Raw genomic sequence first — 24084 nt, forward strand, 5'->3', positions numbered from 1 at the left:
CTATTTTAGATACTACCAAATACCTGTAGATACGTTTATAACGTCTGTGTGGGGCTTGTATTAGCTGTGCGCGCTACTTTCGTTCCTCTTGGTGGATCTTACCCGACAAGCAACTCTGGCACACCTTAACTTTCAATCCGGCAGCCCCCATAGTTGCAGGTCTTTTTCCTTCCCATCCGCATCCTTCTTTCTCACAAACCCATACCTTCATCCCTGTTCCCTCCCTTGTCCCATATCCAAAATGTATCGTTGTCCACCGATCAGCAGCACCGTTGGCAGATTCACCTTCGCGTTGTACCGTTTCACCTCAGCCAGTACTTCGATCCGTTGCCCTATTTTTAGATCCAGCTCTTTTAGCTCTTTCACGTGCTTCACGCTCCTTTATGATCTGTTCCATCATTTCATCCAGGCGCTGCTTGATATATTCCTCGCGGTATTCCTTGGTTACTCCGATCGTTGTGGCTTCCCGGCGCATCATGGTGAGAAGCATGTCCTGCGTTTCCAGGTTCTCTTTCAGCAGCCATCGGAAGGATTCAAACGTCTTTGGCGTCTCGCTGCTGTTCTTTTTGTTCTGCCGGTATTCTGTGGTTAGTTTTGGAGTTGGCATGTGTTCACTCCTTTTCTCGCGCATATAGTGGCTTTGTAAACTCCGTTAACCACCTAAGCCGATTCGCTTTCTATCACAAATACATGACTTATGGATTCTTCGTACTCATTCATCCCCCATTTAACTTGCTGCGTGGTAAGCATGGGGAACATTTTCCGTAACTCCTCGTACTTCAGTGTCCTTCCATACTCGTTTAAGTGGTTTACCATCGCCGCATACACTGACAAATATGTTGGACGGGAGTCATATTGTACGGTTTCAGGTGCATATGACAGTGAATCACTGATCTTGTTGTATTTCTCAACTGCCTTACCACGCCTTGCATCATCAGGTCCAATAGCTTCGATGAATTGAGCGCCTTTCACTAATTGCGCAAGCTTTTTTTCTCGTAGCAGTTCAATCATGTTTCCAATCCGGGTAGACACGTCCTCGCCTAGAAGCAATTCCCGGTATTCGTCCTCCATCAGCACCCCACTTTTCAAGGCTGACTTAGCTAACCGGTTGAACACTTCATCCCAGCTCATAAAACCTCCTTATCGGTAATCACTTATTTTTTGAGTCACTTTATCAAATCTCAGGTTTGCCCTGCCAATCTCACCATTTCGGTGCTTTACAATGTCCATTTCTACCAGCCCAGGAAATTTAGTATCTGAGTTGTAATATTCATCACGGTAAGCCAGCATAATTACATCTGCAGACGTTTCTATTCCTGTGCTCCCGGCAAGGTCACTTATCTTTGGCCTTTTGTCCTCCCGGGAAGCAATCGCCCGTGATACTTGCGAAAGACCCATAACGTGGCAATCATCATCAAGTGCTGATTTTCTGAGCTTCCGGCATATCCTTGCAATCGCGCTGCCGCCGTTGTCGTTCGTCTCTCCGGTTTCCCCTACATCCTGGATGTAATCGACCACTACAAAATCTAACCCTTGTTTGCGCTTCAGGTATTTGATCTTGTCGCATATCTGGTCTGCAGTTAGCCCGCGGGTATCGTCAATGTACAAGCTTTTTAACTGATCCTTGAAGTTCGGGATTTTCTGATACTGCTCTTTGTAAAGTCGGCCCATCTTCAAATCTCTGCTGTTCACCTGCATGAGGTTCGCCATCATCCGGTTATAAAGGTCGCGCTTAGACATTTCGAGAGAGAACATCGCACATTTGTATTTCGCTGCATTCATTCGCAGTAGCATTTCTATGACGATTGCCGTCTTCCCCATGCTGGTGTAACCGCCCAATACACTGAAGTGCTGCCGGTGCAGACCAGTTAAGATATTGTCGATGGACGATAGCCCCGTGAGCATTCCGAATGCTTTGCTGGGATCCTCGGCAATTTCCATGATGTACTGGAACCACTTTTCAACATCACCGGCGGTGTCTGAAATGTCCTCGCCATCGGATGTTTGCAAGTACATGATGTCCTTTTGTGCCTCTCGCAAGATATCATCTGCATCCATGGTTCCAAGCTTGGACATCATTTCCGTTCCAATCACGTACAGGTCCCGTTTAATCCGTGTGCGCTTCATTTCTTTAATCAGTGATGGCAGCCGGGCTTCGTTGAAAAATGTTTCCTTGAGCATCTTCACATCTTCCAGCCGTTCTACCGGACACTCTCTTGACCGGATCACTCCGGCGAAGGTCAGACCTTCTGATTCATCTACATTCCGCATCACACGGTACAGCCACTCGTAATCCAAGAATAATTCCGGTTTTAAAAGTGGCAAGCACTCTCTGAATAAATCTGGTTCGTTTAGAAATATGCCCAGTGTTTCCTCATGCGCTTCTAGGGTCCGTGCCCATTCGTTTTTCATATTCAGCCTCCAAATACGGATCAATAGGTGTTGGTTCTACAAGTGTCGGCATCGGAGATATGACTTTAGGTCTTAAAGCCTTACTCCATTCCTCATTCCATGCTTCTTGATTCACAAATGTCGATCCATCCTTAAATGATCTGTCTTTTGTTTTGCATGCTTCTGTGTACTCTTGAGTACCTTTGATGATTTGGCCTATGGTGATCTTCCCTTTTGCTATCTTTGGATAAACAGTGCTTGTCCATTTTTTCTTTGCTGATTGCTTACCAACTTTTTGAGGATACACTTCCCAAAATTGTTCAAACGTTCTGTCGCATTCTTCAGAATCGACAATATCTTTTATAGTTCTGTTAGGTACGGTACTGTTACCACCGCCGTCCCGTGTCTCTTCCTGCGCTTGTCCCGCGGGACACTCCTGTGACTTCCTTCGGTACTCCCTTTTCCTGTCCGTCTCCTTTTTTCTACGATCAAGAAGCCGCCCAATGTAATCATGCCAGTCGTGTATAAATAACTGTCCGGCAACTTCATCAACAAATCCAGTTTCGTGCAGTGCTTGCAATAGTTCTGCAGCGTCTCCACTCCACATCATTTCATCAGCAATGTCTTCTGGTTCTAATACGCTAAGGTTACCGTCTGGTAAATTGTCCATCGCCCACCACCACAACAAGTGAAGGTGACCAATCGTTGCAGGTATATCTATTTTCAACTTTCTTGCAAGTCGTTTAGTTTTAATGTGCCGTCCTAATCCTTGATGACTTTCGATCCAGGCCATTTCTTACACCGCCGTTCGTTCCGGCGTGAAAATCTTCTTATCAGCTTTTTCCTCGATAGCCCCCAGAATGAACTCCTGCATTGAAATCCCTTTTTCAACACAATACAGTTTCAGTTCCTTATGGAGTTCTTCGGAAAGTCGCAGAGGATAAGATTTCGATTTCATGACTTCAACCTCCCTTTATTCTTTGAGTTAAATATATCACTATACCGTTAATAAATCAACGATAACGTTAAACTTTAGCTTATACCGTTTACTTATAAGTGGTTATGATTATGATAGGTATAGGTGATAAGTGATGATAAAAAGCAATCTTGCTATGCTTATGGCGGAAAAAAAGATCCGCAGTATCAACAAATTGTCGAAAGAAACGGGTGTGAGCGGTCCAGCGCTGGCACGAATTTATGACGGCACGAATGTACGTATCGACTACTCCACCATTGAAGCGCTCTGCCGTTTCTTCGACTGTAAAATCGGTGACCTTATAGAATATATTCCAGACTAAGCACTCTTTAACTGCTGCAACTCAATACAAAGCGATGCAATCTTGTCTTTCGAAAACTGGATCATATGCTCGTTGTGCTGCTGTCCTCCGTAGTCGCCGTACTTGATCGATTCCGCTAAGGCTAAGGTATAGACGGCTACGGAATCCTCCCATACGCCAATTTCAGCGGTGATGAGTTCTTTTCGTGTCATGTGCTCACCACCCCGAATAAATCAACTTGTCCCTCATAGTCCTCTGCATCAACGATGTACTTGCGCTCCAGCCATCCTGCCGGGGCGTTTTTGCCGTAGTTAAAGAATTGCTGCTGCACCGGCGCGCCTGGGATCCTGTCGGGATTCGCTGCGGCTGCTGTCTCGGTCCATACCCAGAAGGTTCTTGCGGTCACACGTGGGCCACTGGTCATGCGCTCACTCCTTTCTTCTGCTTCCTCCGCGCCCGGACTTCTCCGTCCAGCGCATCAGCAAGCTTTCGCAACTTTTTGCCTGTCGCACACTTGGTATTGCAATGTTTCTGCAGCCGGTTATAGGATGGGTGCGCCCATTTGTTGTTTACTTTCTTCGGGCACACCTTGCATACCGATAGGAGCTTGTCCATGTCTTGCAGTGCGTCTTTGCGGTTCATGCTTCCTCCTTGTACTGAATCCGATCAAGTTCATCGAACCAGAAGTTTTCACCGTATTTTTCACGCTGCAGCTCAATGTATTTGTTCAGTACTGAGTTTTTCTCGTGAATCATATTGTGGCAGTAGTTGCAGACGCGAAGCCCGTTTTCTTTAACGCCCCGGCCGGATCTGCTCCGGGGCATGATGTGGTGTGTTTGAGTACCACGGCTGACATTGCAAACCTGGCACAGGCCGTTGGATTCTTTCTTGAGCTGTTCGACAACGCTATGAGGGAATTCTGCTCGTTTGGCACGGGATGGCGTTTTCTGGTGGTGGTCAAGGATGTGCTTTCGCCACTCTGCTACCGGCTTCTTTAGCTTCTTTCGCATGGTCACACCTCACATCGCGTTTAGTTTGTTGATGAACACGCTGGCTTCAGACTTCGTCAACTCCTTGATGCTCTCCCGGCCAGGGATGGCTGAAATCATTGTTCTGAAATCATCCTCAGAGATTCCCTTGTCACTTTTGATCTTGTGGCAGTACTTAATCTGAGCCACACTGATAAGTGCTGCTGTCCCCGATGAAATGGACGGTGTGTTTGTTCCACTCGCCTGTCTTGGAGTGCTTGGCGGGGCTGCAGGAGCCTGTGCTGGTGTACTGGCATGTGTTGCTTTCTCTCCGTCATCGTCCTCACCGGTGTTAAGCGACAACATGGCAGATAAGCTGTAGCGCCGGGCGTATGTTGTGCAGCTGCCGATTCCTTGCGGATCGTTCTTCACGGGCTTCATGGTCAACGGTTCGGACTCTATAAACTCTCCAGATTCATGCACCAGCATCGTACGCAGCGTGTAGTGCTCACCGTCACCTCCAGGGAACTGCATGATCACCAGTCCATGCTTAGCCAACAACGGCCGGACCTCGTCAATAATGGTGTCCAAGGTGGCGTATTCGTTTTTGAAATGAGGGTTTTTTGCATCTTTTTCGATGATTTTTACCTCAAGATTGAACGCAACCAGCGCTTTTGCAATGTTTACAATGCTTTCGCTCTTATTGCACATTTCTATCACCGCACTCTCTGATTATTTGACTTGTCCGTCTTCGATTTGGATACCTACTTTACCGCTATCGTCAACAATCTCGATCCACACTTGATAATCCTGGTCCTGAGCCATTTGTTGAATGAGCGCAAGATTGTCAGAGTCCAACAAGCTACCGTCAATAATGCGGATCACGCGCAACTGCGGATTAAGAGCCATAGCCATAGCCATAGAAACTTTCAAGCGCTCGGCGGCAGAACATTGTTTGAACGGGATTCCATTGAAGGTGATTCCGTCTTCATCGAAGCTCAGGCCATCAATCGGGAAGCTAGCAGATTGCAGCGTGTCTATTTTCGTCTGGTCAATATCAGCCATTTGTTTAGTAAGGAATTCAGAGGATTTTTTGCACTCTGCAATTTCGTCCTGTATGCGCAAACGGTTCTTGTGGTGCCGTATTTGTTTATTCAGAGTTTCAATATTCTGAAGCTTTTCTTCCAATGCAGTTGTATCACCGTCAACAAGTTCCTCAACCTCTGCCTTGAGTACTTTTCCGGTTTCACACATTTCTGCATAGGATTCCTTTCTGCTAACAAGCTTCTGCTGCAGTAACAAAAGTTCTGCTTCAATTGATTTTATTTCTTCATGTGATCTTGTGGCTTCTGCGCGGAATCGCTCCAATTCATTACGCCGTGCAGCATTAACTCTATTTTTGTTGTGTATGAAAGTGATCTCAGACAGTACTTCGCTGGCGCTTAACTCTTCAGCCGGAGTATCTTTTTCAGTAAAAGGAATCTCCGACAGCGCACCTTCCAACTTTTTAGCATCGTTGTTGATAAATGTGCGTTCCTCGTACAATCCCTTACGCTCTGCATCAAGCTTGGAGAAATCCACGCCCACAAGCTCCTGCAAGGCTTCCTTCTGCTTTTTAGAGTCAAGGTTAGAGAATGACAAAGGATCGAATGATAAGCGACCTACAAGGTTATCCAGCATTGTCTGAGGCGAGCTGTATTTCGCTCCATCCTTTGCAGTAACTTCAAGAGTCGTCTTGTCTCCCTTCCATTTACGAGTGACCACGATATCGTCCAGATCCACACGAACAACGGCTTGATCTGCTCCATCGCGGATAGGTTTATCTGTACCTTTCAACGCTACCTTCCCTGAAATCGCCGCCCAAATGGAGTCAAGTACTGATGTCTTCCCCTGCGCGTTCTTTCCGCTGATGATTTGAAAGTTTTGATCCGGCTCGATTTCGACAGCTTTCAGACCTTTAAAGTTCTCAGACACTAATTTGATAATTTTCATTTGATATCAATCCCTCTCGATTTGGGTTTATTTGTATTGGTGTTGCGCGTTTTGTTCAATGTAGTCATTCGCCATAGCGACTTGCCGCTGTAAATCCGCGTTCTCTGATTCAAGTTGTTGGATATATTCTTGTAACTGTTCCCAGGATTCAGGCATGTTCCATTCCTCCTAAAGTTGTGATAAAATGGACGTACAATTAATTTTCAAAGCGTCTTTCTAGAGCAGCCTGTGCAAGGGCTGCTTCTTTGCGTCTTTTGGCCTTAATGAAGTTAAGCGCGTATACTACGTAAAGTGGGCCTGTCAGATTCCCTCTCTCCTTCGCCATCTTTGCCATTTCGATGAATACTCTCGGATCCGTTGGTTCTACCATCCTCCTTTCCTCCCTTCGCGTAATGTTCGATTATGTCCAGTACCGTCTTAAGCAGATTCTTTCAGCTCTCTTTCTACATCTTCCCGGAATGCGGTGAGTTCGTTGTATTCGGCAAGTGGCATGATAAAGGTGGGTGTGTATCCTCTGAAGTGTAGTGACAGCAGTAGGCTTTCGTAGTCCGGCGCCGACCAGCAGAAGTGTCTACCACACTTGGTATCAACAATGTATTCTTTTGTCTCAGCTTGCATCGTCAAACCCTCCGATCTCTCTCACGAACGGCTTGATGCTGCTCGTCATGGCCTCTTCCATGCAACTCTTGCAATGTGGCTGAAGAATGTCGTATACCTCATACTCGGCTTCAGCGCCGCAGCCGCAAGTTGGTGTGAAGATGCGTATTTGCTTGGGCTTGTCCGGTTTGCGGAATGGAATAACCAAGGTGAATTTTGGTAGGTCCTCGCGTCTTTTAGCCACTCTTATTCTCTCCCTTCAGTTTGGCTTGCTCGACTTGCTGTTTGATCTTCAGCAACAGCGCCGGTGATAAGTTGTTCACGTTGGGCTGTACCTGTTGTCCAGGCTGCATGTAGATGACGTTCATGGCGCGCCTCCTTGTAAAAATATTCCTTTATAGCAGGATGTTGTCGGTGTAATATGGAATGAGTGTGGTTTATTTTGAATTCTGATTCACGAACATTTCTAACAACTTGAAATACATTGAGTAAGATTTACCTAACATCTTTGCGTGAGTGACTGGTTTCCCTGATTCATATTTCCTTAACTTGCTTTCTGAAACTCCAATGTTTTCAGCGAGATCAGACAGGGAGATTGTCCACTTTTCTCTAAGTTCTTTAGCTGCTAATCCTTGAGTTTCCCAATATGACTTGTTATCTCTCATGTACTTGATTCGTGATGGTTCACAATCAAAGTGGTAAGCTACTGTTCCATCACTGCTAATTTCAAGTGAATTCCTGTCTGTTTTCTTAACAACTAAGTAGCAGGTTGGGCATACTCCTAAGATGTTGCTTTCATCCATGTTAGATAGCCTCCTCTTTTTTCTTTGGATACCATCCAGCGATAACTTTTAGGGCCTGTTCAAAATCTGAACGCTTGATTTCGTTATAGCTCGGAACATTAAAATGGTCATTGACTGCGGTGTATATGCTTTTGAAGTGTGGATGCTCGTATCCTTCGCGGTTAAGTTCACCTTGTCTCCGGCGTACAGCTTGTTGAATTTCGGACCGTTGCGTCTTGGTCAGAACAACTTCTCCATCTACTACTAATGAAAGGTGAGATACTTGTTGGCGTAATTTTTCGTTTTCGACTTTCATTTCTTTCATGCTGACTAATGAAGCAATTAAGATGTCTTCTATGGTTTGTGGCACTGGTGATGGGATGTTAGCACGCTGCAATTGTTCGGTTTTATTGAAGTAGTCGTCTACCAACGTCTCGTAAGCTTCCCAGGCCTTATCTGTACCAAGTGACTTGGCGTGTAGCAAAGCTCCCTTTACAGTCCAAAGATACAAGGATGGAGAATGTTTTAACTGGTCGTCAATTTGATGATTAGTCTTAAACTCCTTAAGTTCTTGTCCAGATAAAACAAAATAGTGTTTTCCTGCCGTATATCTGACTTTATTTCTTGTGTAGTTTTGGCTAATTGCTTTTGCGTCTGTTCCATACGACTCTGCCAACTGGCTGCTTGTCAGAACACGATGTTCGTTTCTTTCAATAACTTTTAACTGATTCATAAATAATCACTCCTAAGCTGTTTTATTTTGGTTACTTTTGTAACCATTATTAATAAAAAAAATATCATCGAAATTTAAATCTAAAGTGTCACAGATTTTCTTAGCCATAATAGGGCTTGGGTTTCTATTACCCTTGATGATCTGGCTCATGTAAGGACCGGATATATCAGCAGAAATTGCGAATCCCCGCTGACTAAAACCTTTACTCATCAAGACTCGACGGAATGCTTTAGGGTCTTTAAATTCAATCTTCATAAGGTTTCTCCCTTCTTGGTTACTTTTGTGTGTTTACTTCTGTAACCAAAATATACTACATAGTGATTACTTTTGCAACCACTTTTTTATTTTATGTTTTTATTATGTTTGCAATTGTGTCTATAATATTGAAAGAGGTGGTTACATTTGAATAATGTAGAATTTGGAAAATATCTTCGAGGAAAGAGGAAAGAACGTAAACTCACCATTAGACAACTTGATACTTACTCAGGAGTGTCACACTCATACATTTCTCAAATAGAAAGGGGGAATCGAGGCATACCTTCTCCGGATATTCTTAAAAAGCTTTCAAAGCCATTAGGTGTGGATTATGAAGAGTTAATGGTAAAGGCTGGGCATATCGATTTATTGAAATCAGATTTAGATGGTGATTTAGCAAATATTATTGATGAGAATTTCGTAGATATGGTTAACACCATGATTGAAGAGTTGTTTTCAGGGGAGAAATTAACGGTAGAAGATTATGAAAAAGTTGGTTTATCCGAAGAAGATCCATCATTATATGAATATGTGAAGTCACTTTCTTTCGCTGAAAAAGTCGAATTCATAAAAGATTCCATGATTGATGACGATCACAAATCACTAAATTCATTTCAAAAACAATTCAATTTTATTACAGGTAGAAAAGAAAAAATAATTCTTGATTTATCAGACGATTCAATTGTTGATAAATTACTAATGACATATGAAGGCATGGAATTAACTAATGAAGAAAAACTAGAATTTTTAGCTATAGCCCGAGGAATTTTTTCCGCTCGTCGAGCTTTAAAAGAAAAGAACTAATTTGTCTTTTCAGTTCTTCTGGTAAATCATCAATATTTTGAAAAGTTTTTTTCACATCTATCTTTATTAAGTCATCAGCCATTTCAACATCTCCCAGTAATCACGATGTTTAGTCTATTTTACGGGAACATTAGTTCTTATGCAATGAAAAATATGTAATATTTGTGAGGCTCGACTATGGGTTATAAACCTGGTCGTTGCCTAATCTCAGACCATCTTAATGATCTTAGGGAAAATCAACAATGGCTTAGCGATAAAACAGGAATTAGCAAATCCCAAATATCCGATTACGCGAATAATCGTAGATACATGTCATTGGGAACAGCTAAGACTATAGCTGAAGTTTTAAAGTGCCATATTGATGATCTATATAAGTTCGTCAGAGATTAGGATTGAGCAGCACCGCTGCTCCGACCCGGATCAAAGTACAACAACTCGCGTACTCACGATTACATATTAGTTGTGAATAATATCACCTTCATGTTTTAGCGATTTACTTTATGCAATTAATATACCAGAGTAAAAAAGAAAACGCTGTCGAAAAGTGACGAACGAAAGTACAGTTGACCACCACTATGGGGGTTGACTTTTAAGTTTATACCTGTTTTGAAACGTCTACGTGTGTTCCATCCGTGAAAAATATCGTAGATCCATTATGGTCCTTGGCCTTGATGCTCTCTACTTTGTTTATATTGATGCAAGCCGACTTCCCAGCAAGCTCAAACCCGTACTTTTCGCATACTCTTGCGATATCGGTCAAAGTAGTAATAGCTAAATAAGATCCATGAGAAGTATGGAAAGCTAGTACTTTAGTGGAATTTTTGGTTCTATCCCACAGATCGATATAGTTCACTTCATCTATCAAGTCGATTTCTACAAAATCCGAATCATCCCCGACTCTATTGAGCATTTTCACTGTTAGTAATTTCATGATGTCTCCTTCTACCCGTTACACAGGTAGTTAAATCATACTTTAGTTTGATAAAGTAATCATTGCGCAAAATATTACAGGGTAAATATTCCATACTCAATCCGGGTATGGTCTTTTTATTACCCCTACCCTACAATACAGACAAGGAGTGATATAGATGAAGATAGACGGCACAACCGGCAGTGGTTTACGAGTTGCGATCTATACCCGTGTGAGTACGGACCACCAGGCAGAGGAAGGGTTTTCGATGGAGGTCCAACACGAAAAACTGATGGAATATATCAACCGTAACAAGCTAACGCTGTTCAAGTTTTATTCCGATCCTGGAGTAAGTGCAAAAAACCTAAATCGACCTGGAATTAAGGAACTGCTGCGGGACTTTGATGACGATCTATTTGACATCATCCTCGTGCATAAACTGGACCGGCTGACACGTAATATCGGGGACCTGCACAATCTCGTCGAAATGATTAATGAAAGAAAAAAGAAATTGATTTCCTATACTGAAGATATTGATACCTCTACTCCTGCCGGCCGCATGTTTGTGTATTTTTTGGGTGTTATTGCTCAGATGTACCGGGAGAACCTGGGAGAAGAAGTTACCAAGGGTATGCGCAAGCGTGTTGAAAAGGGAATGCACAATGTAACCGTTGACCTATATGGTTACACCAGAGACGCGAACGGGGATTTAGTGATAAAGGATGATGAAGCTCAATGGGTAAAATGGGCTTTTGAAAATTATGTGTCAGGAATGGGATCGACACAGTTATCAATCCAACTGAACAACATGGGAGCTATTCGTAATCGCGGGGGACGTTGGGAACAAAGCAATATAATTAAAATGTTAGAAAACAAGCACTACATCGGAAAAGTACACTGTAAATTCAAACGAGATGATGAAACAACAATAAGTGATGGTAAACATGAGCAAATCATATCCGATGAGTTATTTGAAAAGGCCCAGCGCGTACTAGAGCGGCGCAGAGAAGGCCTGATATCCATGAACTCATATGATTATATATTTGGTGGTATCGTGAAATGTGGAGTGTGTGGGGCTTCATATATCGGCAGGTACTCTGTTACTAAAAGCGCAAAAAAAACGATAAATCGACAATATGTTTGTTCAAACAACGTGAAGCATAAGACATGTGACCAAAGTGGTATTTCCGAAATTAAATTAGCAAAGCTATTTTTCAAATCAATCAAACTCATTGGTAAAAACTATACACGAAAAGATATGCCAAAAAAGGAACGTAGTGAATTTGAAGAAATCCAAAAAGCAATTAAGGCCAGCGAAGAACGCCGAGAACGTTGGCAGCTGGCCTATGGTGATGGGAACATGCCTTATGATGATTTCAGCAAGCGCATGCGCACCGAAATGGAACGAATACAGGAGTTGGAAAAAAAGTTGTCCACAATTCCTCAACAGGCTGTAAGTTTTCTTACTCCTGAAGATGCAATTAACCAAATCAATGAATTGCAAAAGAATTGGAACTATCTCGATCAATCAACTAAAAAAGAAGTTGTACAATCATTATTCCAACAGATTGTAATTTTAAAGACTGGTGACTCATGGGAAATAGTCAAAACTATACTATCTTGACTGTACTTACGTAGTAACAAGCCAGCCTGTCATCGGTACGGTCAACCCGCAGCGGATCGCCGCCTGCAAAGATGCGGACAGACTGGAGCTGTCCCGCAGGGAATGGTATGACCTGTACGTCAGCTCACGCGGCGAGAAGCTGCCTTAAGACTTGTATGACTTATCTGCTGACAGCAGTGTTTGCTCCCTTATCTTCATAGAGACTGACCGCCCTGAGGGGTTGGATAATACTCTACCTCTAGCCCTGTACGTCATAATCGACCGCTCTTTAGGCGAATTAATCCCCTGACAAGAGTCGTGCTTTTCGCACGGCTCTTTTTCAGCTCCTCCCCACCACGCTCTCCACCAAACAAAAGCCCCCACTACTTTGTTCTTTATTAAGAACATTTTACGAAAAACAGCGATTTAGACAGCTATAAGCAGATAAATATATGATTTATGGTCTTTATTGCGAACATTCAGACGAAATTAACATTTTTCTTTTGGCCGGCAGACAGTGTATGATTTCCTTACGAAAACGTTCTTAATTAAGAACGAATATAGCGAATAATATCAATAGGAAGTTATGAGAGGGGGGCCCGCCTCTGTACCCCAGATCCGCCAAACGGCGTAAAAGAAAAAACCAAAAGAATGCTCTTCGTATCCTGCAATCCGGAATGGCCATATCCGTTCTTCTGCTGTACACCTCCGGCCAAGTCGGCAGTACTTACGGAGGGTTTAACGGTACTGCAGAGACAGTCAGCACCATTGGTTTTTGTAGTGTGTTCCCGGATTCCATCAAGCAGCTGCTCAATGAATTGGAAGAACATCTCCAGGCTGCTGAAGCTCTAAAAGCAACTTTGAAAGGTTACAGTTCCCCATCCGGCTTAACAGGCCTGTCTGGAATCGAGTCTATGTCTTTGGAAGAACTTGATCTGGCGGAGAACGAAATTTCAAAGCAGGTTACTGATCTTCAATCTGAACGGAGTGCTATCGAGGGGCAGCAGGCCGCCAACCGTGAGATTTGGAACGGGATTCACGCAGAGATCAGCGCTGCTGCTGCAGTTGTGGCACAGATTGGAGGATATATGATCGAGCTCGATCCCAATTGTATGGAAATCAGGGATAAGCAATTTTTTGACGAAATGCAGAACAGCCTTAGTCAAAGCGGCGTGCTCTCCGAATCCTTTACGGCTTCCATAGCGGCAATCCTTCGTTATCTCGAGTCCATCCAGAACCGCAATACTCCATTACCCTTAACGGTTAATGAAGCTGTCTACAACCCATTCAATTCCAGCCTGGAAGAACCGTCAGAGCTCTTTCCAATCCTGACTGCTTTCAACCAGCCAAAGGAAGAGTTATCCATAGAGCTGATGTCTGCCTATGACAAGCTGGAGGCAGAGCTGAACAGTGCAATTGAGACGACAACAGCTAGCATATCAGGACTGGAGCAGCAGCAGCAGTTGATCAGCCAGACCCGCGTCAAGCGGCTTGAAGAGATCGAGAAGGCCCGCCAGGAAGAACTGGATAAGGCCAAGCTGGAGGAAGAATCCAAGGCAGCCCTCGAGAAACAGCAGAAGGAAGACGAAGAGAAGGCCAAAGCGGAAGCCTCTTCCAAACCGGAAGCATCACCTACACCTGAGCCGAAAGCTACTCCTACACCTGAGGCCTCTCCTAAGCCTGAAACCGTTAAGGAACCTGAAGCCAGCGCCACTCCGGCACCTACTGCGGGCGACCAGATTACCCCTTTGGATGGGGATGTGGTAGAGATACCTTCCGAACAACCCCAGGCAACAGAGTCTCCGATGACAGGTCCGCAAAAGACTGCATCACCTTCGGAGCCACAACTCAATAAAGGTGGAGACTGACATGCTTATCAAAAAAATAATCAGCCAGATATTATCCGCATTGATGATTTTGATCTTTGTGGTACTGCTAGCAGCTGTTGTAGTGTCCAGGGCCTCGGGAGGCGAACCCACCCTTTTTGGATATGAGATAAAATCGGTGCTTTCCGGTTCAATGGAGCCTGGTATTCAAACCGGATCCATTGTCGCCCTGAAGCCCGGAGGAGATATGACCCGGTTCAAAAAAGGGGATGTCATTACCTTTCTTAGCGAGGGCAATATTCTGATCACTCACCGTATTGTGGATGCTTCAGCCAAGAATGCTAACGGCGAGGTCATCTATCATACAAAAGGCGATAATAATGACGCTGCGGATATGACACCCGTAAGTTCCGGAAATATCGTGGCCGAGTACACCGGTGTTACCGTTCCTTATATAGGATATGCCATGAATTTCGCAGCCTCCAAAGCAGGCAGTGTGGTTCTGATGATCGTACCTGGATTACTGCTCCTGCTCTATGCGCTCTACAGCTCATGGAAAGCTCTTACGGCTCTTGAGAAAAAGAACACCCCACTTCTGGAGACACCTCCGGGAACTGACACACAGCCCTGATCCGGTTGTCCGCTTCCGCTTACGAAACGGAAGATACAATATATACATTTATCATTCGCTTCACAAATCAAAGGAGGAATATGAATATGGGTATCAAAAAAACATTGGGTTTTGGTATGGCGTCGGCAGCACTCGGTTTGTCTTTGATTGGGGGAGGTACCTTTGCATATTTCAGTGACACCGCTACAAGTACAGCAACCTTTGCGGCCGGCACACTGGATCTGAACTCGGATCCCTCCGTCATCGTAGATATCCCTAACCTGAAACCGGGTGATACTGTAACCAGATCCTTCAAGCTCAAAAATGACGGAACCCTTGATATCGGCTCTATTCTGCTCAAAACTACCACAGAGGTTACCGATACCCTCGGTGACAACAACGGTGTAGATCTCAGCAAATTCATCAAGGTCAAATTCCTGAAGAACAATGATAAAGGAACAATTCTCACACCGGAAGTTGTCGTGTACGAAACCACACTGGATGCCCTGAAGAGCCAAACCCCTGATCTTGTAAACAATACCGGCCTGGATCAGATCTGGACAGAAGCCGATGGTATCAAAGCCAATAGCAGCGATAGCTTTACGGTTAAGTTCGAGTTCGTAGATAACGGTGAAGTACAGAATTACTTCCAGAAGGATAAGCTGAAACTGACTTGGAACTTCGAAGCGAAGCAAGGCCCTAAAAAAGATTATTAATCCACAGCCGACTGCAATCTGAAAGCAGCCTGTTCTGATTCCGGTTCCGGAGCAGAATAGGCTGCTTTTGCCCCTTATTACGTTGATTTTTGTCCATTTTACGGAAATTTGTTATACTGACAAGTGGAAACGGCTGCGCATTCCTTTACAAGCGTATAATTCCGAAGCAGCAATACCCCGTATTGCTTCAGGGGTCCGTTTCAGCGAGAAATATAAGGATGATGATGGTGCAGAACCTAATCCTCATATTTTAACAAAAAGTACGGAGGGGCGTTGCAATCGTGCCGGATAATATGGGAAGTCGCATCCACGAGCTCCGTCTGGAAAAAGGCTGGTCTTTATCCGAATTGGCGGACAAGGCAGATGTGGCAAAATCATACTTAAGCAATGTAGAAAGAAATATTCAATCCAACCCCTCAATTCAATTTATCGAAAAAATCGCCGATGCGCTCCAGGTGTCTATTCACAGCCTGCTCTACGGCGACCCTTCAGAAACTGACGAATCCCTACTTGATGGCGAATGGTTCCGGCTCGTTCAGGAAGCCATGGCTTCCGGTATAAGCAAGCGGGAATTCAAAGAGTTCCTAGATTATCAAAAATGGCGTCTGGAGCAAAAGGATCAATAATGGCCGTTTGTTCGTAAACGATACAGAAAAGGGCACAGCGTATGACCGCTATGCCCTTTTCTGTATGTATTCCCGCAAAGTGAACGCCCCTACATCGCCTGCAACGCTGACTTTTCTCTTAAAAACCGGCGGATTTCATCCGCATCAATGCCTGCCTTCTTCGCCGACATCAGCAAATACACCCATTCTAGATCCAGATCACCCATCAGCAGTTCTCCGTCATTTCCCTGGTTGGACTTTTCCAAGATATCTCCTCCTAGAATATTTGCGTCCCCAGGCAGTCCAGCCGTCGTAGTAGATAGAGAATTCTACATTAGACCCGAGACTTTGTGTCCCTGCCTTTCAGCAGGTTTACCCTTTACTGGATCCTTTACATGAAAGGATCTGGTTAGAAATAAATGAAACCGTTATCCGCAACTACATTATATAATATCTTACAAGAAAAGTGTGTCGATTTCTGGGAATTTTTTTAGTGTAAGTAGTGCAAAAGAATAGTTTTTTTGCTGGGATTTGTCCAAGAGCTATGACTTTAGAAAGAGTTTTAGGAGCATATACGGTTATACATGGGTAATTATTACCGTAGAGTTCGATTCAGAACCACCTTCTGGCAACCGATATCTCTTTTTCATCATTCATGGACTGAATCATGCCGTTTTGCGAACGGATTCCCCGAAAGTATGAATTGATTACATGCCTTGAAAGTAGCACAATAAGATGAGGAATGAAACCGCAAACATCGCAGCTCCACCCATCGCTCAAGCCACATGCGGCACGTGGAGTTCATCCGTTAGGAGGATGTATTCATGGCAGTAAAAGAGCCCTATAACGAATCCATTTGGAGTAAGTATCACGGCCCCAATCTGGGCTACATTCAAGAGAAATATGAGCAATTTGTTCATGATCCATCATCCGTAGAACATCATTACCGCGATTTATTCACTATATCCGGCCCTCCTCCGCTCGCTCCGGATACCGCTGCGGACCCGCAGCCTGCTCTTTCGGGAGGCACCGAGTGGCTTCGAAAGGCCGTACGAGCTTCCAAGCTAATCACCAATATTCGTATATATGGCCATATGGCCGCCAATATCGATCCGCTGGAGCAGGGGAACAACCCCATGGCGAAGTGGCTGGATTATGAGACTTATGATCTGACCCGCGAGGACCTGATTGCCTTGCCTGCTTCGCTGATCTGGGAGAATTCACCGCCGGATGTCCATACCGCGTGGGATGCCGTTCACCGGATGCGTCAGGCGTATACGCAGACTATTGCCTACGAGTTCGGACATGTGCATGACGAACAGGAGCTTCGCTGGCTGAACAGCCAGGCGGAATCCACCAGCTCTCCTGCTCCACTGAATAATACCGAACGCAAGGAACTGTTGAACCGTCTGATCCAGGTGGAGCAGTTCGAAACCTTCCTGCATAAGACTTTTGTCGGCCAGAAACGCTTCAGCCTGGAAGGCAATGACGCGCTGGTGCCCATGCTGGACGAGATTGTCCGTGCCGCAGCGCATGATGGCGCAGAGCATATTCTAATGGGTATGGCCCACCGCGGGCGTCTGAATGTGCTGGCTCATATACTCGGCAAACCTTATGATATTATTTTCTCGGAATTCCATCACTCCCCGAACAAGGAGCTCTTCCCTTCTGAAGGCTCCATGGGGATTAACTATGGCTGGACCGGCGATGTGAAATACCATCTGGGTGCTGACCGTGCCGTACGCGAAGGCGAGACTGTCCGGACACGTATCACCCTGGCCAATAACCCGAGCCATCTGGAATTCGTCAATCCTGTCGTTGAAGGATTCACCCGTGCAGCCCAGGAAGACCGGAAATCTGCGGGTTTGCCGCAGCTCGACACGAACAAGGCCATGGCCGTGCTGATGCACGGGGATGCCGCATTTCCGGGTGAAGGAATTGTTGCGGAAACGCTCAATATCGGCAAGCTCAAAGGGTACTCCAACGGTGGTACGGTGCATATTATCGTCAACAACCGGATTGGCTTCACTACCGAGAGTGAAGATTCCCGCTCCACCCATTATGCCAGCGACCTTGCCAAAGGCTATGAAATTCCTGTGGTTCACGTCAACGCCGATGATCCGGAAGCCTGCATCTCGGCTGTCCGCTTGGCCTGTGCCTACCGCAACCAGTTCAAAAAGGATTTCGTAATCGATCTGATCGGATACCGCCGCCACGGCCATAATGAGATGGATGATCCAGAGACCACTCAGCCGATCGTATATGGCAGAGTGCGGAACCATCCGACCGTCTACCGTGTCTATGCAGAGCGCCTGCAGCGGGAGAAGCTCATTACAGCAGATGATGTGAACCAGATGAACACGGATGCCGAGAAAGTGCTGCAGGAAGCCTTCGATCTGATGAAGGAGGGCAAGCGCAAGAACGGTGAAGCCAAGAACTCTGTGCCGCTTGAGACGGAGGTAACCCAGCCGCAATCTACCGCGGTACAGCTGGAATCGCTCCAGCAGATCAACCGTGAGTTGCTGACCGTACCGGACGGCTTCAAGGTCTATCCGAAGCTGGAGCGGATTCTGCAGCGCCGCAAGGATGCGCTGAATGACGGGGAACGGGTGGACTGGGCACTGGCCGAAACCCTGGCATTCGCCACCATCCTGAAGGATGGAACACCGATCCGCCTGAGCGGTCAGGATTCCCAGCGCGGGACCTTTGCCCACCGCCATCTGGTGCTGCACGACAGCGAGACCGGCGCGCTGTTCTCTCCGCTCCACCAGCTCAGTGATTCCAAGGCCTCCTTCGGGGTGTATAACAGTCCCCTCTCGGAAGCCTCGGTACTTGGCTACGAATATGGCTACAATGTATTCGCGCCAGAAACCTTCGTAATCTGGGAAGCACAGTATGGTGACTTCGCCAATGCTGCCCAGGTTATCATTGACCAGTTCATTGCTGCCGGACGCGCAAAATGGACACAGCGCAGCAATCTGACGATTCTGCTGCCGCATGGTTATGAAGGGCAAGGCCCTGAGCACTCCAGCGGCCGGCTGGAACGGTTCTTGCAGCTCTCTGCTGAGGAGAACTGGACCGTGGCGAACCTTAGCTCCGCTGCGCAGTATTTCCACCTTCTGCGCCGCCAGGCTGCCTTGTGCGGCAAGGGCGATGCCCGTCCGCTCGTGATCATGGCTCCGAAGAGCCTGATCCGTAACCCGCGCAGCACCTCCGCTGGAGCTGAGCTGGCCTCCGGCGGATTCCAGCCTGTACTGCCCGAGCCGCTTCTTGGCGGTAGCCCGGGAGAGATCAAACGGCTGGTCGTGTGCAGCGGCAAGGTGACCCTTGATCTGCAGACCGAGCTGGAAGCTGCCAAGGATCAGGATTGGTCCTGGCTGCATATCCTCCGTCTGGAGCAGCTCTATCCGTTCCCCGAACGGGAACTGGCGGCACACTTAAGCTCGATGGGTTCCCTTACCGAGATCGTGTGGCTTCAGGAAGAACCAAAGAACATGGGCGGCTGGAGTTATGCTGAGCCCCGGCTGCGGGCTATCGCCCCGCAGAACGTCAAGGTTCAGTATATCGGCCGTCCGGAGCGTTCCAGCCCGGCCAGCGGTTATGCCGATGTGCATACTTTTGAGCAGCGCCGTATAGTAACAGAAGCCCTGAAATTGAATTCGCAAGTACAAGCGGCTGTACCGTCCTCCAGATAGAGGACGGTGTCACGATAACGTAAACTATACTATTTGGGGAGGTAAGGGCCTGTGTCCGAAATTAAAGTACCCGATTTGGGCGAATCTATTTCCGAAGGAACCATTTACAAATGGCTGGTAAAAGAGGGCGATACGGTCGGCCAGGGGGATGTGCTGGCTGAGCTGGAGACTGACAAGGTCAACCTGGAGATCAGTGCGGAGGAGGACGGCGTCATCTCCTCCATTCTGCGCCAGGCCGGCGAGAATGTAGCCGTCGGCGAAGCGATCGGCATCATCGGCGCCGGCACGGCAGGCGCCGATGCGCCGCAGAACACTGCGGCCGGCAAGCCGGAGGCTCCTGCTGCAGGCAGCGAAGCTCCGGTCGCCGCCGCACCGCAGGCCACGGCGCCAGCCATTCCCGCCGCACCGGAAGCAGCGGCGGCAAGCTCTGCGGCCCTGGCTTCGCCGGGGGCGCGCAAGCTTGCGCGGGAGCGGGGCATCGACCTCGGCGAGGTCAGCGCCCGCGACCCCATCGGCCGGATCGCTACGGCCGATGTGAAGGGCCATGGCGCAGCCGGGCCGGAGGCCGCTGCGCCAAGCGCTCCGGCAGCGGCGGCCACGCCTGCGCCGGTGAAGCCTGCGGCGGCAAGCTCTGCGCCGCAGGAGGATGGCAAAGCCGTCGAGCGCAAGCGCATGTCGCGCAGACGGCTGACGATCGCAAGCCGCCTCGTCGAGGCGCAGCATACAGCGGCTATGCTGACCACCTTCAACGAGGTGGACATGACCGCGATCCTCGACATCCGCAAGCGCCGCAAGGATGCCTTCAAAGAGAAGCATGATGTCGGACTCGGCTTCATGTCCTTCTTCACCAAAGCGGTGATCGGCGCACTCAAGGCCTACCCGCTGCTGAACGCAGAGATCGACGGCGAGGATCTCCTGATCAAGAAATACTATGACATCGGCATTGCCGTGTCTGCCAAAGAAGGCCTCGTTGTGCCGGTCGTCCGCGATGCGGACCGGCTCAGCTTCCCGGAAATTGAACGGAAGATCGGTGAGCTGGCTTCCAAGGCCCGCACGAATACGCTAAGCCTGCCAGAGCTGCAGGGCGGCACCTTCACAATCACCAACGGCGGGGTATTCGGCTCGCTGATGTCGACACCGATCCTCAATACACCGCAGGTTGGTATTCTCGGCATGCATAAGATCCAGCTCCGTCCAATCGCCCTGGACGAAGAAAGAAGCGCCAACCGTCCGATGATGTACATCGCACTGTCCTACGATCACCGCATCGTGGACGGCTCGGAAGCCGTAAGCTTCCTAGTCAAGGTCAAAGAGCTGCTGGAAGATCCTGAGTCGCTGCTGCTGGAAGGCTAGTCTTCAATCAGATACCCGGCAAGCATAATCATCTCCTATCGAAGAGGCATACATGGACAGCTTCAGTCCATGTATGCCTCTTTTCTTATCGCTATATCCGCTATAAGCCCATTTACCGAACGAGTCCCCGTCCCCAAATGAACCGTTTCTCCTCCACCTAAGCGTGGGTCGGGTTCATTTTGGGGTTTTTCAAATTATTCTGCTTGATGGGCCAGCTTATGATCTTGTACAGTGAGTTCTGCTTATATAAAGCCTATAATGAAAGTAAGGTATGAAATTCATGGAGGTGCTGATGCTGCGGATACATCATGAAGAGGATTTGCTGCAGGCGGTGAAAGAAGATCACTGGATGATGGATATTTTGGCGGCTGTAAGGGAGCTGCAACTAACGGACTCCTGGGTATGTGCCGGATTCGTCCGCTCCAAGGTCTGGGATATGCAGCATAACTTTGCAGAGAGAACACCCTTAGCGGATGTGGATGTGATCTACTACGACCCGGACGACACCCGGGAGGAAGTCGAGAAGGACTGGGAAGAGAAGCTGCGGAGTATGCATTCTTCGATTCCCTGGTCGGTCAAAAATCAGGCGAGAATGCATAGCGTGAACTCCCTCCCCCCATACACCTCCTCCACGGACGGCATGTCCAAATTCCCCGAGACAGCGACCGCGCTGGGTCTTGCTATGGATGAACACGGGGAGCTTAGGCTGGCCGCACCGTATGGAGTCTCGGATGTGATCCATATGATCGTCCGACCCTCCCCGCATTTCAGGGCCAACCGGGAGCTGCATCCGATCTATGAGACCCGGATCGCCAAGAAGAACTGGCAGCAGATCTGGAATCAGCTTCAAATCCTTCCCATACAGGATTAATCAACCTTCCCCCTGGCTTCCGGCCGCTACCTGCCACCCCACGATTACTCTCGCCAGCGAGCGTTCTGGTATCCCCAAAAAAAGAGCTGCCTCATCGCCAATTACTTGTGCATGAGGCAGCTCTTCTTATGATGGTTACTTTCGATCTATAATTAAGACCCGATCTTACTCCAGCATACCGCGGGCAATCCAGACCCCGGCCGCTCCGGCCTGGGCCAATCCGCGGGTGATGCCTGCTCCGTCACCGCCGCAGTAGAGGCCGGAAATTTCTGTTTCCAGCTTCTCTGTTAATTTCGGCCGGGCTGAATAGAACTTCGCTTCCACGCCGTAGAAGAGCGTATGCTCAGAGGCAATACCCGGGGTGACTTTCTCTAAGGCCTCTACCATTTCAATCAGACTCTTCATCGTTGTATACGGAAGCACCAGACCGAGGTCACCAGGTACTGCTTCCTTCAGCGTAGGTTCCAGGAATCCTTCCTTAATCCGGGTTTCGGTGGAGCGCCGTCCGCGCAGAATATCCCCATATTTCTGGACAATGACACCGCCGCTGGACAGGTCGTTGGCCCGCTTGCAAATCTCCCGCGCATATTCGTTCGGCTTATCAAAAGGCTCCGTAAAGGTATGCGAGACCAGCAGCGCAAAGTTGGTATTCATTGAGCCCAGCGCAGGGTCCTTATAGGAATGCCCGTTGGCCGCCATTACTCCGCTATGATTTTCCACGACAACATGACCGGAAGGATTACTGCAGAATGTACGGACACGTGTGCCTACAGAGGTATTGAAGATGAACTTTCCTTCATAGAGATGCTCATTAATTTCCCGCATTACGACGTCCGACGTTTCCACTCTTACACCGACATCGACCTGATTGTTGTACATCTTAAGCCGGCGCTTCTTCAGTACATCCGTCAGCCACGCCGAACCATCACGCCCCGGGGCGATCATCACCTTACCCGCCTCATAGCTTTCGCCACTCTTCAGCACAATGCCTGTAATCCGGTGTTTGCCCTCTTCTTTAGCGGTTATGATATCTTGAACCTCAGTTTTGAACTGCATATCTATGCGTGTCTTCAAATATTCATATATGGATTTCAGGATTTCCAGGTTCTGTTCAGTTCCGAGATGGCGTACCTGTGCCCGCAGCAGCTTCAGCCCGGCGGCATATCCGCGCTGCTCGATGTTCCGGATGCTCTCAGTTGTCGGATCAGTAATAGCCGGTGTAGCCCCATGCTCCAGATTGATATCATCTACGTACTGGATCAGCTCCAGCACCTTGGACGGTGCCAGATAATCGGTCATCCACCCGCCGAATTCCGTGGTGATATTGAACTTGCCATCGCTGTAGGCACCCGCTCCCCCAAATCCGGCGGTAATCGAACAGGCAGGCAGACAGCCGGCGAATTCCTTGCGTCCCGAGGCTGGAGGGCAAAGTTTGATTTTCTCCTCTAGAATGGGGCAATTGCGCCGGTAAATGTCATGTCCCTTATCTACCAGGAGCACCTTCAGTTCAGGGGCTTTATGCGTCAATTCATAACAGGCAAAGATTCCGGCTGGTCCGGCACCCACAACAATCACATCATATTTACTCATCGGCTTCTCTGTTCCTCCCAAGATGAAACGGGCCTCGCGGCGCCCTAGCAAGAGCGGTATCCGTTTCTGCGGTAATTATAGTTCTTCTATAACGCAGCACAAAAAAATCCTGACCACTTCATAGGTATGCTAAAAGCACCCTATCCGTAGCCAGGAATTTACGGTTCCCTGTAGAAACCCCCAAACCTTATCATTGAGGATATACGAACAGCTAATCACTGATTTATCAGCCAATAGGAATATTACAGAACATATGCGAATGTGTCAAGGGAGTTTAATGTATATAATTCGTGTTTTCGACTTCATATGCCTACTAATTATTAAAAGTGAAAAGAACACATCCCTAAACACGAACATTGTAGTACACCTGCCTTGAACTTGTTGGCGAAATATAACTCAGACAGATGACTTCAGACTCCGATATATAGTACAAACGCCTCATTAACTCATTGGAGGAAAAGGGAGAGTTTTGTCGAATCTATAGATACATTGCCACTGGAAAAGAG

General features: G+C 47.4%; 34 protein-coding genes, 1 pseudogene and 2 riboswitches. Of the genes and pseudogenes, 12 read left to right on the forward strand and 23 right to left on the reverse strand.

Features of this window, described 5'->3' with window-relative positions:
* Window positions 1–207 precede the first annotated feature (207 nt).
* The 6 genes from AC0MA3_RS21225 to AC0MA3_RS21250 are packed head-to-tail and all read right to left on the reverse strand — an operon-like array spanning window position 208 to window position 3349.
* Complete coding sequence (locus AC0MA3_RS21225; protein WP_474657652.1) at window positions 208–366, reverse strand: hypothetical protein; 159 nt, start codon at window positions 364–366, stop codon at window positions 208–210.
* The gene (locus AC0MA3_RS21230) at window positions 308–607 is read right to left on the reverse strand and encodes a hypothetical protein (protein ID WP_474657653.1); all 300 of its coding nucleotides are present in this window, start codon (window positions 605–607) and stop codon (window positions 308–310) included. The genes AC0MA3_RS21225 and AC0MA3_RS21230 overlap by 59 nt, the downstream gene beginning before the upstream one ends.
* A 53-nt stretch (window positions 608–660) precedes the next feature.
* Window positions 661–1131 carry a hypothetical protein gene (locus AC0MA3_RS21235; protein WP_474657654.1) on the reverse strand — a complete coding sequence of 157 codons (471 nt, stop codon included), beginning with the start codon at window positions 1129–1131 and terminating at the stop codon, window positions 661–663.
* 9 nt (window positions 1132–1140) lie between these two features.
* Window positions 1141–2412, reverse strand: a complete 1272-nt coding sequence (locus tag AC0MA3_RS21240) for a replicative DNA helicase (protein ID WP_474657655.1) — start codon at window positions 2410–2412, stop codon at window positions 1141–1143.
* On the reverse strand, window positions 2375–3184 hold the full coding sequence (locus AC0MA3_RS21245; protein WP_474657656.1) for a hypothetical protein: 810 nt from the start codon (window positions 3182–3184) through the stop codon (window positions 2375–2377). Before AC0MA3_RS21245 ends, AC0MA3_RS21240 begins: the two co-directional genes overlap by 38 nt.
* Window positions 3185–3187: 3 nt before the next feature.
* Complete coding sequence (locus AC0MA3_RS21250; protein WP_474657657.1) at window positions 3188–3349, reverse strand: toxin-antitoxin system HicB family antitoxin; 162 nt, start codon at window positions 3347–3349, stop codon at window positions 3188–3190.
* A gap of 133 nt (window positions 3350–3482) precedes the next feature.
* On the opposite strand from AC0MA3_RS21250, the gene AC0MA3_RS21255 reads away from it, so the two are divergent.
* Window positions 3483–3689, forward strand: coding sequence for a helix-turn-helix domain-containing protein (locus AC0MA3_RS21255; RefSeq protein ID WP_474657658.1), 207 nt, complete (start codon window positions 3483–3485; stop codon window positions 3687–3689).
* Here AC0MA3_RS21255 and AC0MA3_RS21260 read toward each other — a convergent pair.
* The 14 genes from AC0MA3_RS21260 to AC0MA3_RS21325 form a co-directional block, all read right to left on the reverse strand.
* Window positions 3686–3880 (reverse strand): hypothetical protein, encoded by a 195-nt coding sequence (locus AC0MA3_RS21260; RefSeq protein ID WP_474657659.1) that lies wholly within the window; start codon window positions 3878–3880, stop codon window positions 3686–3688. The genes AC0MA3_RS21255 and AC0MA3_RS21260 overlap by 4 nt on opposite strands.
* On the reverse strand, window positions 3877–4092 hold the full coding sequence (locus tag AC0MA3_RS21265; RefSeq protein WP_474657660.1) for a hypothetical protein: 216 nt from the start codon (window positions 4090–4092) through the stop codon (window positions 3877–3879). The genes AC0MA3_RS21260 and AC0MA3_RS21265 overlap by 4 nt, the downstream gene beginning before the upstream one ends.
* Window positions 4089–4310 carry a zinc-finger domain-containing protein gene (locus tag AC0MA3_RS21270; RefSeq protein WP_474657661.1) on the reverse strand — a complete coding sequence of 74 codons (222 nt, stop codon included), beginning with the start codon at window positions 4308–4310 and terminating at the stop codon, window positions 4089–4091. Before AC0MA3_RS21270 ends, AC0MA3_RS21265 begins: the two co-directional genes overlap by 4 nt.
* Window positions 4307–4678, reverse strand: coding sequence for an HNH endonuclease (locus AC0MA3_RS21275; protein ID WP_474657662.1), 372 nt, complete (start codon window positions 4676–4678; stop codon window positions 4307–4309). Before AC0MA3_RS21275 ends, AC0MA3_RS21270 begins: the two co-directional genes overlap by 4 nt.
* Window positions 4679–4687: 9 nt before the next feature.
* On the reverse strand, window positions 4688–5347 hold the full coding sequence (locus AC0MA3_RS21280) for an ERF family protein (RefSeq protein ID WP_474657663.1): 660 nt from the start codon (window positions 5345–5347) through the stop codon (window positions 4688–4690).
* 21 nt (window positions 5348–5368) lie between these two features.
* Window positions 5369–6628 (reverse strand): AAA family ATPase, encoded by a 1260-nt coding sequence (locus AC0MA3_RS21285; protein ID WP_474657664.1) that lies wholly within the window; start codon window positions 6626–6628, stop codon window positions 5369–5371.
* A gap of 27 nt (window positions 6629–6655) precedes the next feature.
* A complete protein-coding gene (locus AC0MA3_RS21290) occupies window positions 6656–6784 on the reverse strand; it encodes a hypothetical protein (RefSeq protein ID WP_474657665.1) in 129 nt (42 codons plus the stop codon).
* 40 nt (window positions 6785–6824) lie between these two features.
* Complete coding sequence (locus tag AC0MA3_RS21295; RefSeq protein ID WP_474657666.1) at window positions 6825–6998, reverse strand: hypothetical protein; 174 nt, start codon at window positions 6996–6998, stop codon at window positions 6825–6827.
* 47 nt (window positions 6999–7045) lie between these two features.
* On the reverse strand, window positions 7046–7246 hold the full coding sequence (locus AC0MA3_RS21300) for a hypothetical protein (RefSeq protein WP_474657667.1): 201 nt from the start codon (window positions 7244–7246) through the stop codon (window positions 7046–7048).
* The gene (locus AC0MA3_RS21305; protein WP_474657668.1) at window positions 7236–7469 is read right to left on the reverse strand and encodes a hypothetical protein; all 234 of its coding nucleotides are present in this window, start codon (window positions 7467–7469) and stop codon (window positions 7236–7238) included. Before AC0MA3_RS21305 ends, AC0MA3_RS21300 begins: the two co-directional genes overlap by 11 nt.
* Entirely contained in the window at window positions 7462–7593 is a 132-nt protein-coding gene (locus tag AC0MA3_RS21310; protein ID WP_474657669.1) for a hypothetical protein, read from the reverse strand. Before AC0MA3_RS21310 ends, AC0MA3_RS21305 begins: the two co-directional genes overlap by 8 nt.
* 69 nt (window positions 7594–7662) lie before the next feature.
* A complete protein-coding gene (locus AC0MA3_RS21315; RefSeq protein ID WP_474657670.1) occupies window positions 7663–8028 on the reverse strand; it encodes a helix-turn-helix domain-containing protein in 366 nt (121 codons plus the stop codon).
* Window position 8029: 1 nt separating this feature from the next.
* Entirely contained in the window at window positions 8030–8740 is a 711-nt protein-coding gene (locus AC0MA3_RS21320; protein WP_474657671.1) for an ORF6N domain-containing protein, read from the reverse strand.
* Between the two features lie 12 nt (window positions 8741–8752).
* The gene (locus AC0MA3_RS21325) at window positions 8753–8995 is read right to left on the reverse strand and encodes a helix-turn-helix transcriptional regulator (protein ID WP_474657672.1); all 243 of its coding nucleotides are present in this window, start codon (window positions 8993–8995) and stop codon (window positions 8753–8755) included.
* Between the two features lie 147 nt (window positions 8996–9142).
* On the opposite strand from AC0MA3_RS21325, the gene AC0MA3_RS21330 reads away from it, so the two are divergent.
* Both AC0MA3_RS21330 and AC0MA3_RS21335 read left to right on the forward strand, forming a co-directional pair.
* Window positions 9143–9799: a helix-turn-helix domain-containing protein gene (locus tag AC0MA3_RS21330; protein WP_474657673.1), complete on the forward strand. Its 657-nt coding sequence runs from the start codon at window positions 9143–9145 to the stop codon at window positions 9797–9799.
* Between the two features lie 177 nt (window positions 9800–9976).
* On the forward strand, window positions 9977–10189 hold the full coding sequence (locus tag AC0MA3_RS21335; protein WP_474657674.1) for a helix-turn-helix domain-containing protein: 213 nt from the start codon (window positions 9977–9979) through the stop codon (window positions 10187–10189).
* 205 nt (window positions 10190–10394) lie between these two features.
* Here the strand turns inward: AC0MA3_RS21335 and AC0MA3_RS21340 are convergent, their stop codons facing one another.
* Window positions 10395–10730, reverse strand: a complete 336-nt coding sequence (locus AC0MA3_RS21340; protein WP_474657675.1) for a LytTR family DNA-binding domain-containing protein — start codon at window positions 10728–10730, stop codon at window positions 10395–10397.
* A 157-nt stretch (window positions 10731–10887) separates the two neighbouring features.
* Here AC0MA3_RS21340 and AC0MA3_RS21345 point away from each other — a divergent pair, with 157 nt between their 5' ends.
* The 6 genes and pseudogenes from AC0MA3_RS21345 (at window position 10888) to AC0MA3_RS21370 (ending at window position 16090) form a co-directional block, all read left to right on the forward strand.
* Entirely contained in the window at window positions 10888–12333 is a 1446-nt protein-coding gene (locus AC0MA3_RS21345) for a recombinase family protein (RefSeq protein WP_474657676.1), read from the forward strand.
* Window positions 12334–12355: 22 nt separating this feature from the next.
* Window positions 12356–12481, forward strand: a pseudogene (locus AC0MA3_RS21350) (aldo/keto reductase); the annotation flags it as partial.
* 508 nt (window positions 12482–12989) lie between these two features.
* The gene (locus tag AC0MA3_RS21355) at window positions 12990–14180 is read left to right on the forward strand and encodes a hypothetical protein (RefSeq protein WP_474657677.1); all 1191 of its coding nucleotides are present in this window, start codon (window positions 12990–12992) and stop codon (window positions 14178–14180) included.
* Between the two features lies 1 nt (window position 14181).
* Complete coding sequence (gene sipW / locus AC0MA3_RS21360; protein ID WP_379158103.1) at window positions 14182–14769, forward strand: signal peptidase I SipW; 588 nt, start codon at window positions 14182–14184, stop codon at window positions 14767–14769.
* Between the two features lie 86 nt (window positions 14770–14855).
* Window positions 14856–15464 carry a TasA family protein gene (locus AC0MA3_RS21365; protein WP_379158100.1) on the forward strand — a complete coding sequence of 203 codons (609 nt, stop codon included), beginning with the start codon at window positions 14856–14858 and terminating at the stop codon, window positions 15462–15464.
* A 293-nt stretch (window positions 15465–15757) separates the two neighbouring features.
* Complete coding sequence (locus AC0MA3_RS21370) at window positions 15758–16090, forward strand: helix-turn-helix domain-containing protein (protein ID WP_474657724.1); 333 nt, start codon at window positions 15758–15760, stop codon at window positions 16088–16090.
* An 89-nt stretch (window positions 16091–16179) separates the two neighbouring features.
* Here the strand turns inward: AC0MA3_RS21370 and AC0MA3_RS21375 are convergent, their stop codons facing one another.
* On the reverse strand, window positions 16180–16335 hold the full coding sequence (locus AC0MA3_RS21375; RefSeq protein ID WP_379158091.1) for an anti-repressor SinI family protein: 156 nt from the start codon (window positions 16333–16335) through the stop codon (window positions 16180–16182).
* A gap of 28 nt (window positions 16336–16363) precedes the next feature.
* A riboswitch (cyclic di-GMP riboswitch) is annotated at window positions 16364–16456 on the reverse strand.
* A 437-nt stretch (window positions 16457–16893) separates the two neighbouring features.
* Here AC0MA3_RS21375 and AC0MA3_RS21380 point away from each other — a divergent pair.
* The 3 genes from AC0MA3_RS21380 (at window position 16894) to AC0MA3_RS21390 (ending at window position 21988) form a co-directional block, all read left to right on the forward strand.
* Window positions 16894–19764 carry a 2-oxoglutarate dehydrogenase E1 component gene (locus tag AC0MA3_RS21380; RefSeq protein ID WP_474657678.1) on the forward strand — a complete coding sequence of 957 codons (2871 nt, stop codon included), beginning with the start codon at window positions 16894–16896 and terminating at the stop codon, window positions 19762–19764.
* Between the two features lie 51 nt (window positions 19765–19815).
* Window positions 19816–21117, forward strand: a complete 1302-nt coding sequence (gene odhB / locus AC0MA3_RS21385) for a 2-oxoglutarate dehydrogenase complex dihydrolipoyllysine-residue succinyltransferase (RefSeq protein WP_474657679.1) — start codon at window positions 19816–19818, stop codon at window positions 21115–21117.
* A gap of 271 nt (window positions 21118–21388) precedes the next feature.
* Window positions 21389–21988 (forward strand): nucleotidyltransferase family protein, encoded by a 600-nt coding sequence (locus tag AC0MA3_RS21390; protein WP_474657680.1) that lies wholly within the window; start codon window positions 21389–21391, stop codon window positions 21986–21988.
* A 165-nt stretch (window positions 21989–22153) separates the two neighbouring features.
* Here AC0MA3_RS21390 and AC0MA3_RS21395 read toward each other — a convergent pair whose 3' ends face one another.
* Window positions 22154–23578 carry an NAD(P)/FAD-dependent oxidoreductase gene (locus AC0MA3_RS21395; RefSeq protein WP_474657681.1) on the reverse strand — a complete coding sequence of 475 codons (1425 nt, stop codon included), beginning with the start codon at window positions 23576–23578 and terminating at the stop codon, window positions 22154–22156.
* A 127-nt stretch (window positions 23579–23705) separates the two neighbouring features.
* A riboswitch (purine riboswitch) is annotated at window positions 23706–23805 on the reverse strand.
* Window positions 23806–24084 lie beyond the last annotated feature (279 nt).

This window comes from Paenibacillus sp. LS-5 (genome assembly GCF_056121505.1).

Bases quoted from the DNA above. Each gene is read 5' to 3' on its own strand.
- sipW (WP_379158103.1), top strand. From the start codon at position 14,182: ATGCTTATCAAAAAAATAATCAGCCAGATATTATCCGCATTGATGATT.
- AC0MA3_RS21320 (WP_474657671.1), bottom strand. From the start codon at position 8,740: ATGAATCAGTTAAAAGTTATTGAAAGAAACGAACATCGTGTTCTGACA.
- AC0MA3_RS21355 (WP_474657677.1), top strand. From the start codon at position 12,990: ATGGCCATATCCGTTCTTCTGCTGTACACCTCCGGCCAAGTCGGCAGT.
- AC0MA3_RS21295 (WP_474657666.1), bottom strand. From the start codon at position 6,998: ATGGTAGAACCAACGGATCCGAGAGTATTCATCGAAATGGCAAAGATG.
- AC0MA3_RS21315 (WP_474657670.1), bottom strand. From the start codon at position 8,028: ATGGATGAAAGCAACATCTTAGGAGTATGCCCAACCTGCTACTTAGTT.
- AC0MA3_RS21395 (WP_474657681.1), bottom strand. From the start codon at position 23,578: ATGAGTAAATATGATGTGATTGTTGTGGGTGCCGGACCAGCCGGAATC.
- AC0MA3_RS21265 (WP_474657660.1), bottom strand. From the start codon at position 4,092: ATGACCAGTGGCCCACGTGTGACCGCAAGAACCTTCTGGGTATGGACC.
- AC0MA3_RS21370 (WP_474657724.1), top strand. From the start codon at position 15,758: ATGGGAAGTCGCATCCACGAGCTCCGTCTGGAAAAAGGCTGGTCTTTA.
- AC0MA3_RS21245 (WP_474657656.1), bottom strand. From the start codon at position 3,184: ATGGCCTGGATCGAAAGTCATCAAGGATTAGGACGGCACATTAAAACT.
- AC0MA3_RS21255 (WP_474657658.1), top strand. From the start codon at position 3,483: ATGATAAAAAGCAATCTTGCTATGCTTATGGCGGAAAAAAAGATCCGC.
- AC0MA3_RS21240 (WP_474657655.1), bottom strand. From the start codon at position 2,412: ATGAAAAACGAATGGGCACGGACCCTAGAAGCGCATGAGGAAACACTG.
- AC0MA3_RS21235 (WP_474657654.1), bottom strand. From the start codon at position 1,131: ATGAGCTGGGATGAAGTGTTCAACCGGTTAGCTAAGTCAGCCTTGAAA.
- AC0MA3_RS21335 (WP_474657674.1), top strand. From the start codon at position 9,977: ATGGGTTATAAACCTGGTCGTTGCCTAATCTCAGACCATCTTAATGAT.
- AC0MA3_RS21285 (WP_474657664.1), bottom strand. From the start codon at position 6,628: ATGAAAATTATCAAATTAGTGTCTGAGAACTTTAAAGGTCTGAAAGCT.
- AC0MA3_RS21260 (WP_474657659.1), bottom strand. From the start codon at position 3,880: ATGACACGAAAAGAACTCATCACCGCTGAAATTGGCGTATGGGAGGAT.
- AC0MA3_RS21300 (WP_474657667.1), bottom strand. From the start codon at position 7,246: ATGCAAGCTGAGACAAAAGAATACATTGTTGATACCAAGTGTGGTAGA.
- AC0MA3_RS21280 (WP_474657663.1), bottom strand. From the start codon at position 5,347: ATGTGCAATAAGAGCGAAAGCATTGTAAACATTGCAAAAGCGCTGGTT.
- AC0MA3_RS21290 (WP_474657665.1), bottom strand. From the start codon at position 6,784: ATGCCTGAATCCTGGGAACAGTTACAAGAATATATCCAACAACTTGAA.
- AC0MA3_RS21325 (WP_474657672.1), bottom strand. From the start codon at position 8,995: ATGAAGATTGAATTTAAAGACCCTAAAGCATTCCGTCGAGTCTTGATG.
- AC0MA3_RS21310 (WP_474657669.1), bottom strand. From the start codon at position 7,593: ATGAACGTCATCTACATGCAGCCTGGACAACAGGTACAGCCCAACGTG.
- AC0MA3_RS21380 (WP_474657678.1), top strand. From the start codon at position 16,894: ATGGCAGTAAAAGAGCCCTATAACGAATCCATTTGGAGTAAGTATCAC.
- AC0MA3_RS21250 (WP_474657657.1), bottom strand. From the start codon at position 3,349: ATGAAATCGAAATCTTATCCTCTGCGACTTTCCGAAGAACTCCATAAG.
- AC0MA3_RS21390 (WP_474657680.1), top strand. From the start codon at position 21,389: ATGAAATTCATGGAGGTGCTGATGCTGCGGATACATCATGAAGAGGAT.
- AC0MA3_RS21340 (WP_474657675.1), bottom strand. From the start codon at position 10,730: ATGAAATTACTAACAGTGAAAATGCTCAATAGAGTCGGGGATGATTCG.
- AC0MA3_RS21275 (WP_474657662.1), bottom strand. From the start codon at position 4,678: ATGCGAAAGAAGCTAAAGAAGCCGGTAGCAGAGTGGCGAAAGCACATC.
- AC0MA3_RS21230 (WP_474657653.1), bottom strand. From the start codon at position 607: ATGCCAACTCCAAAACTAACCACAGAATACCGGCAGAACAAAAAGAAC.
- AC0MA3_RS21365 (WP_379158100.1), top strand. From the start codon at position 14,856: ATGGGTATCAAAAAAACATTGGGTTTTGGTATGGCGTCGGCAGCACTC.
- AC0MA3_RS21345 (WP_474657676.1), top strand. From the start codon at position 10,888: ATGAAGATAGACGGCACAACCGGCAGTGGTTTACGAGTTGCGATCTAT.
- AC0MA3_RS21270 (WP_474657661.1), bottom strand. From the start codon at position 4,310: ATGAACCGCAAAGACGCACTGCAAGACATGGACAAGCTCCTATCGGTA.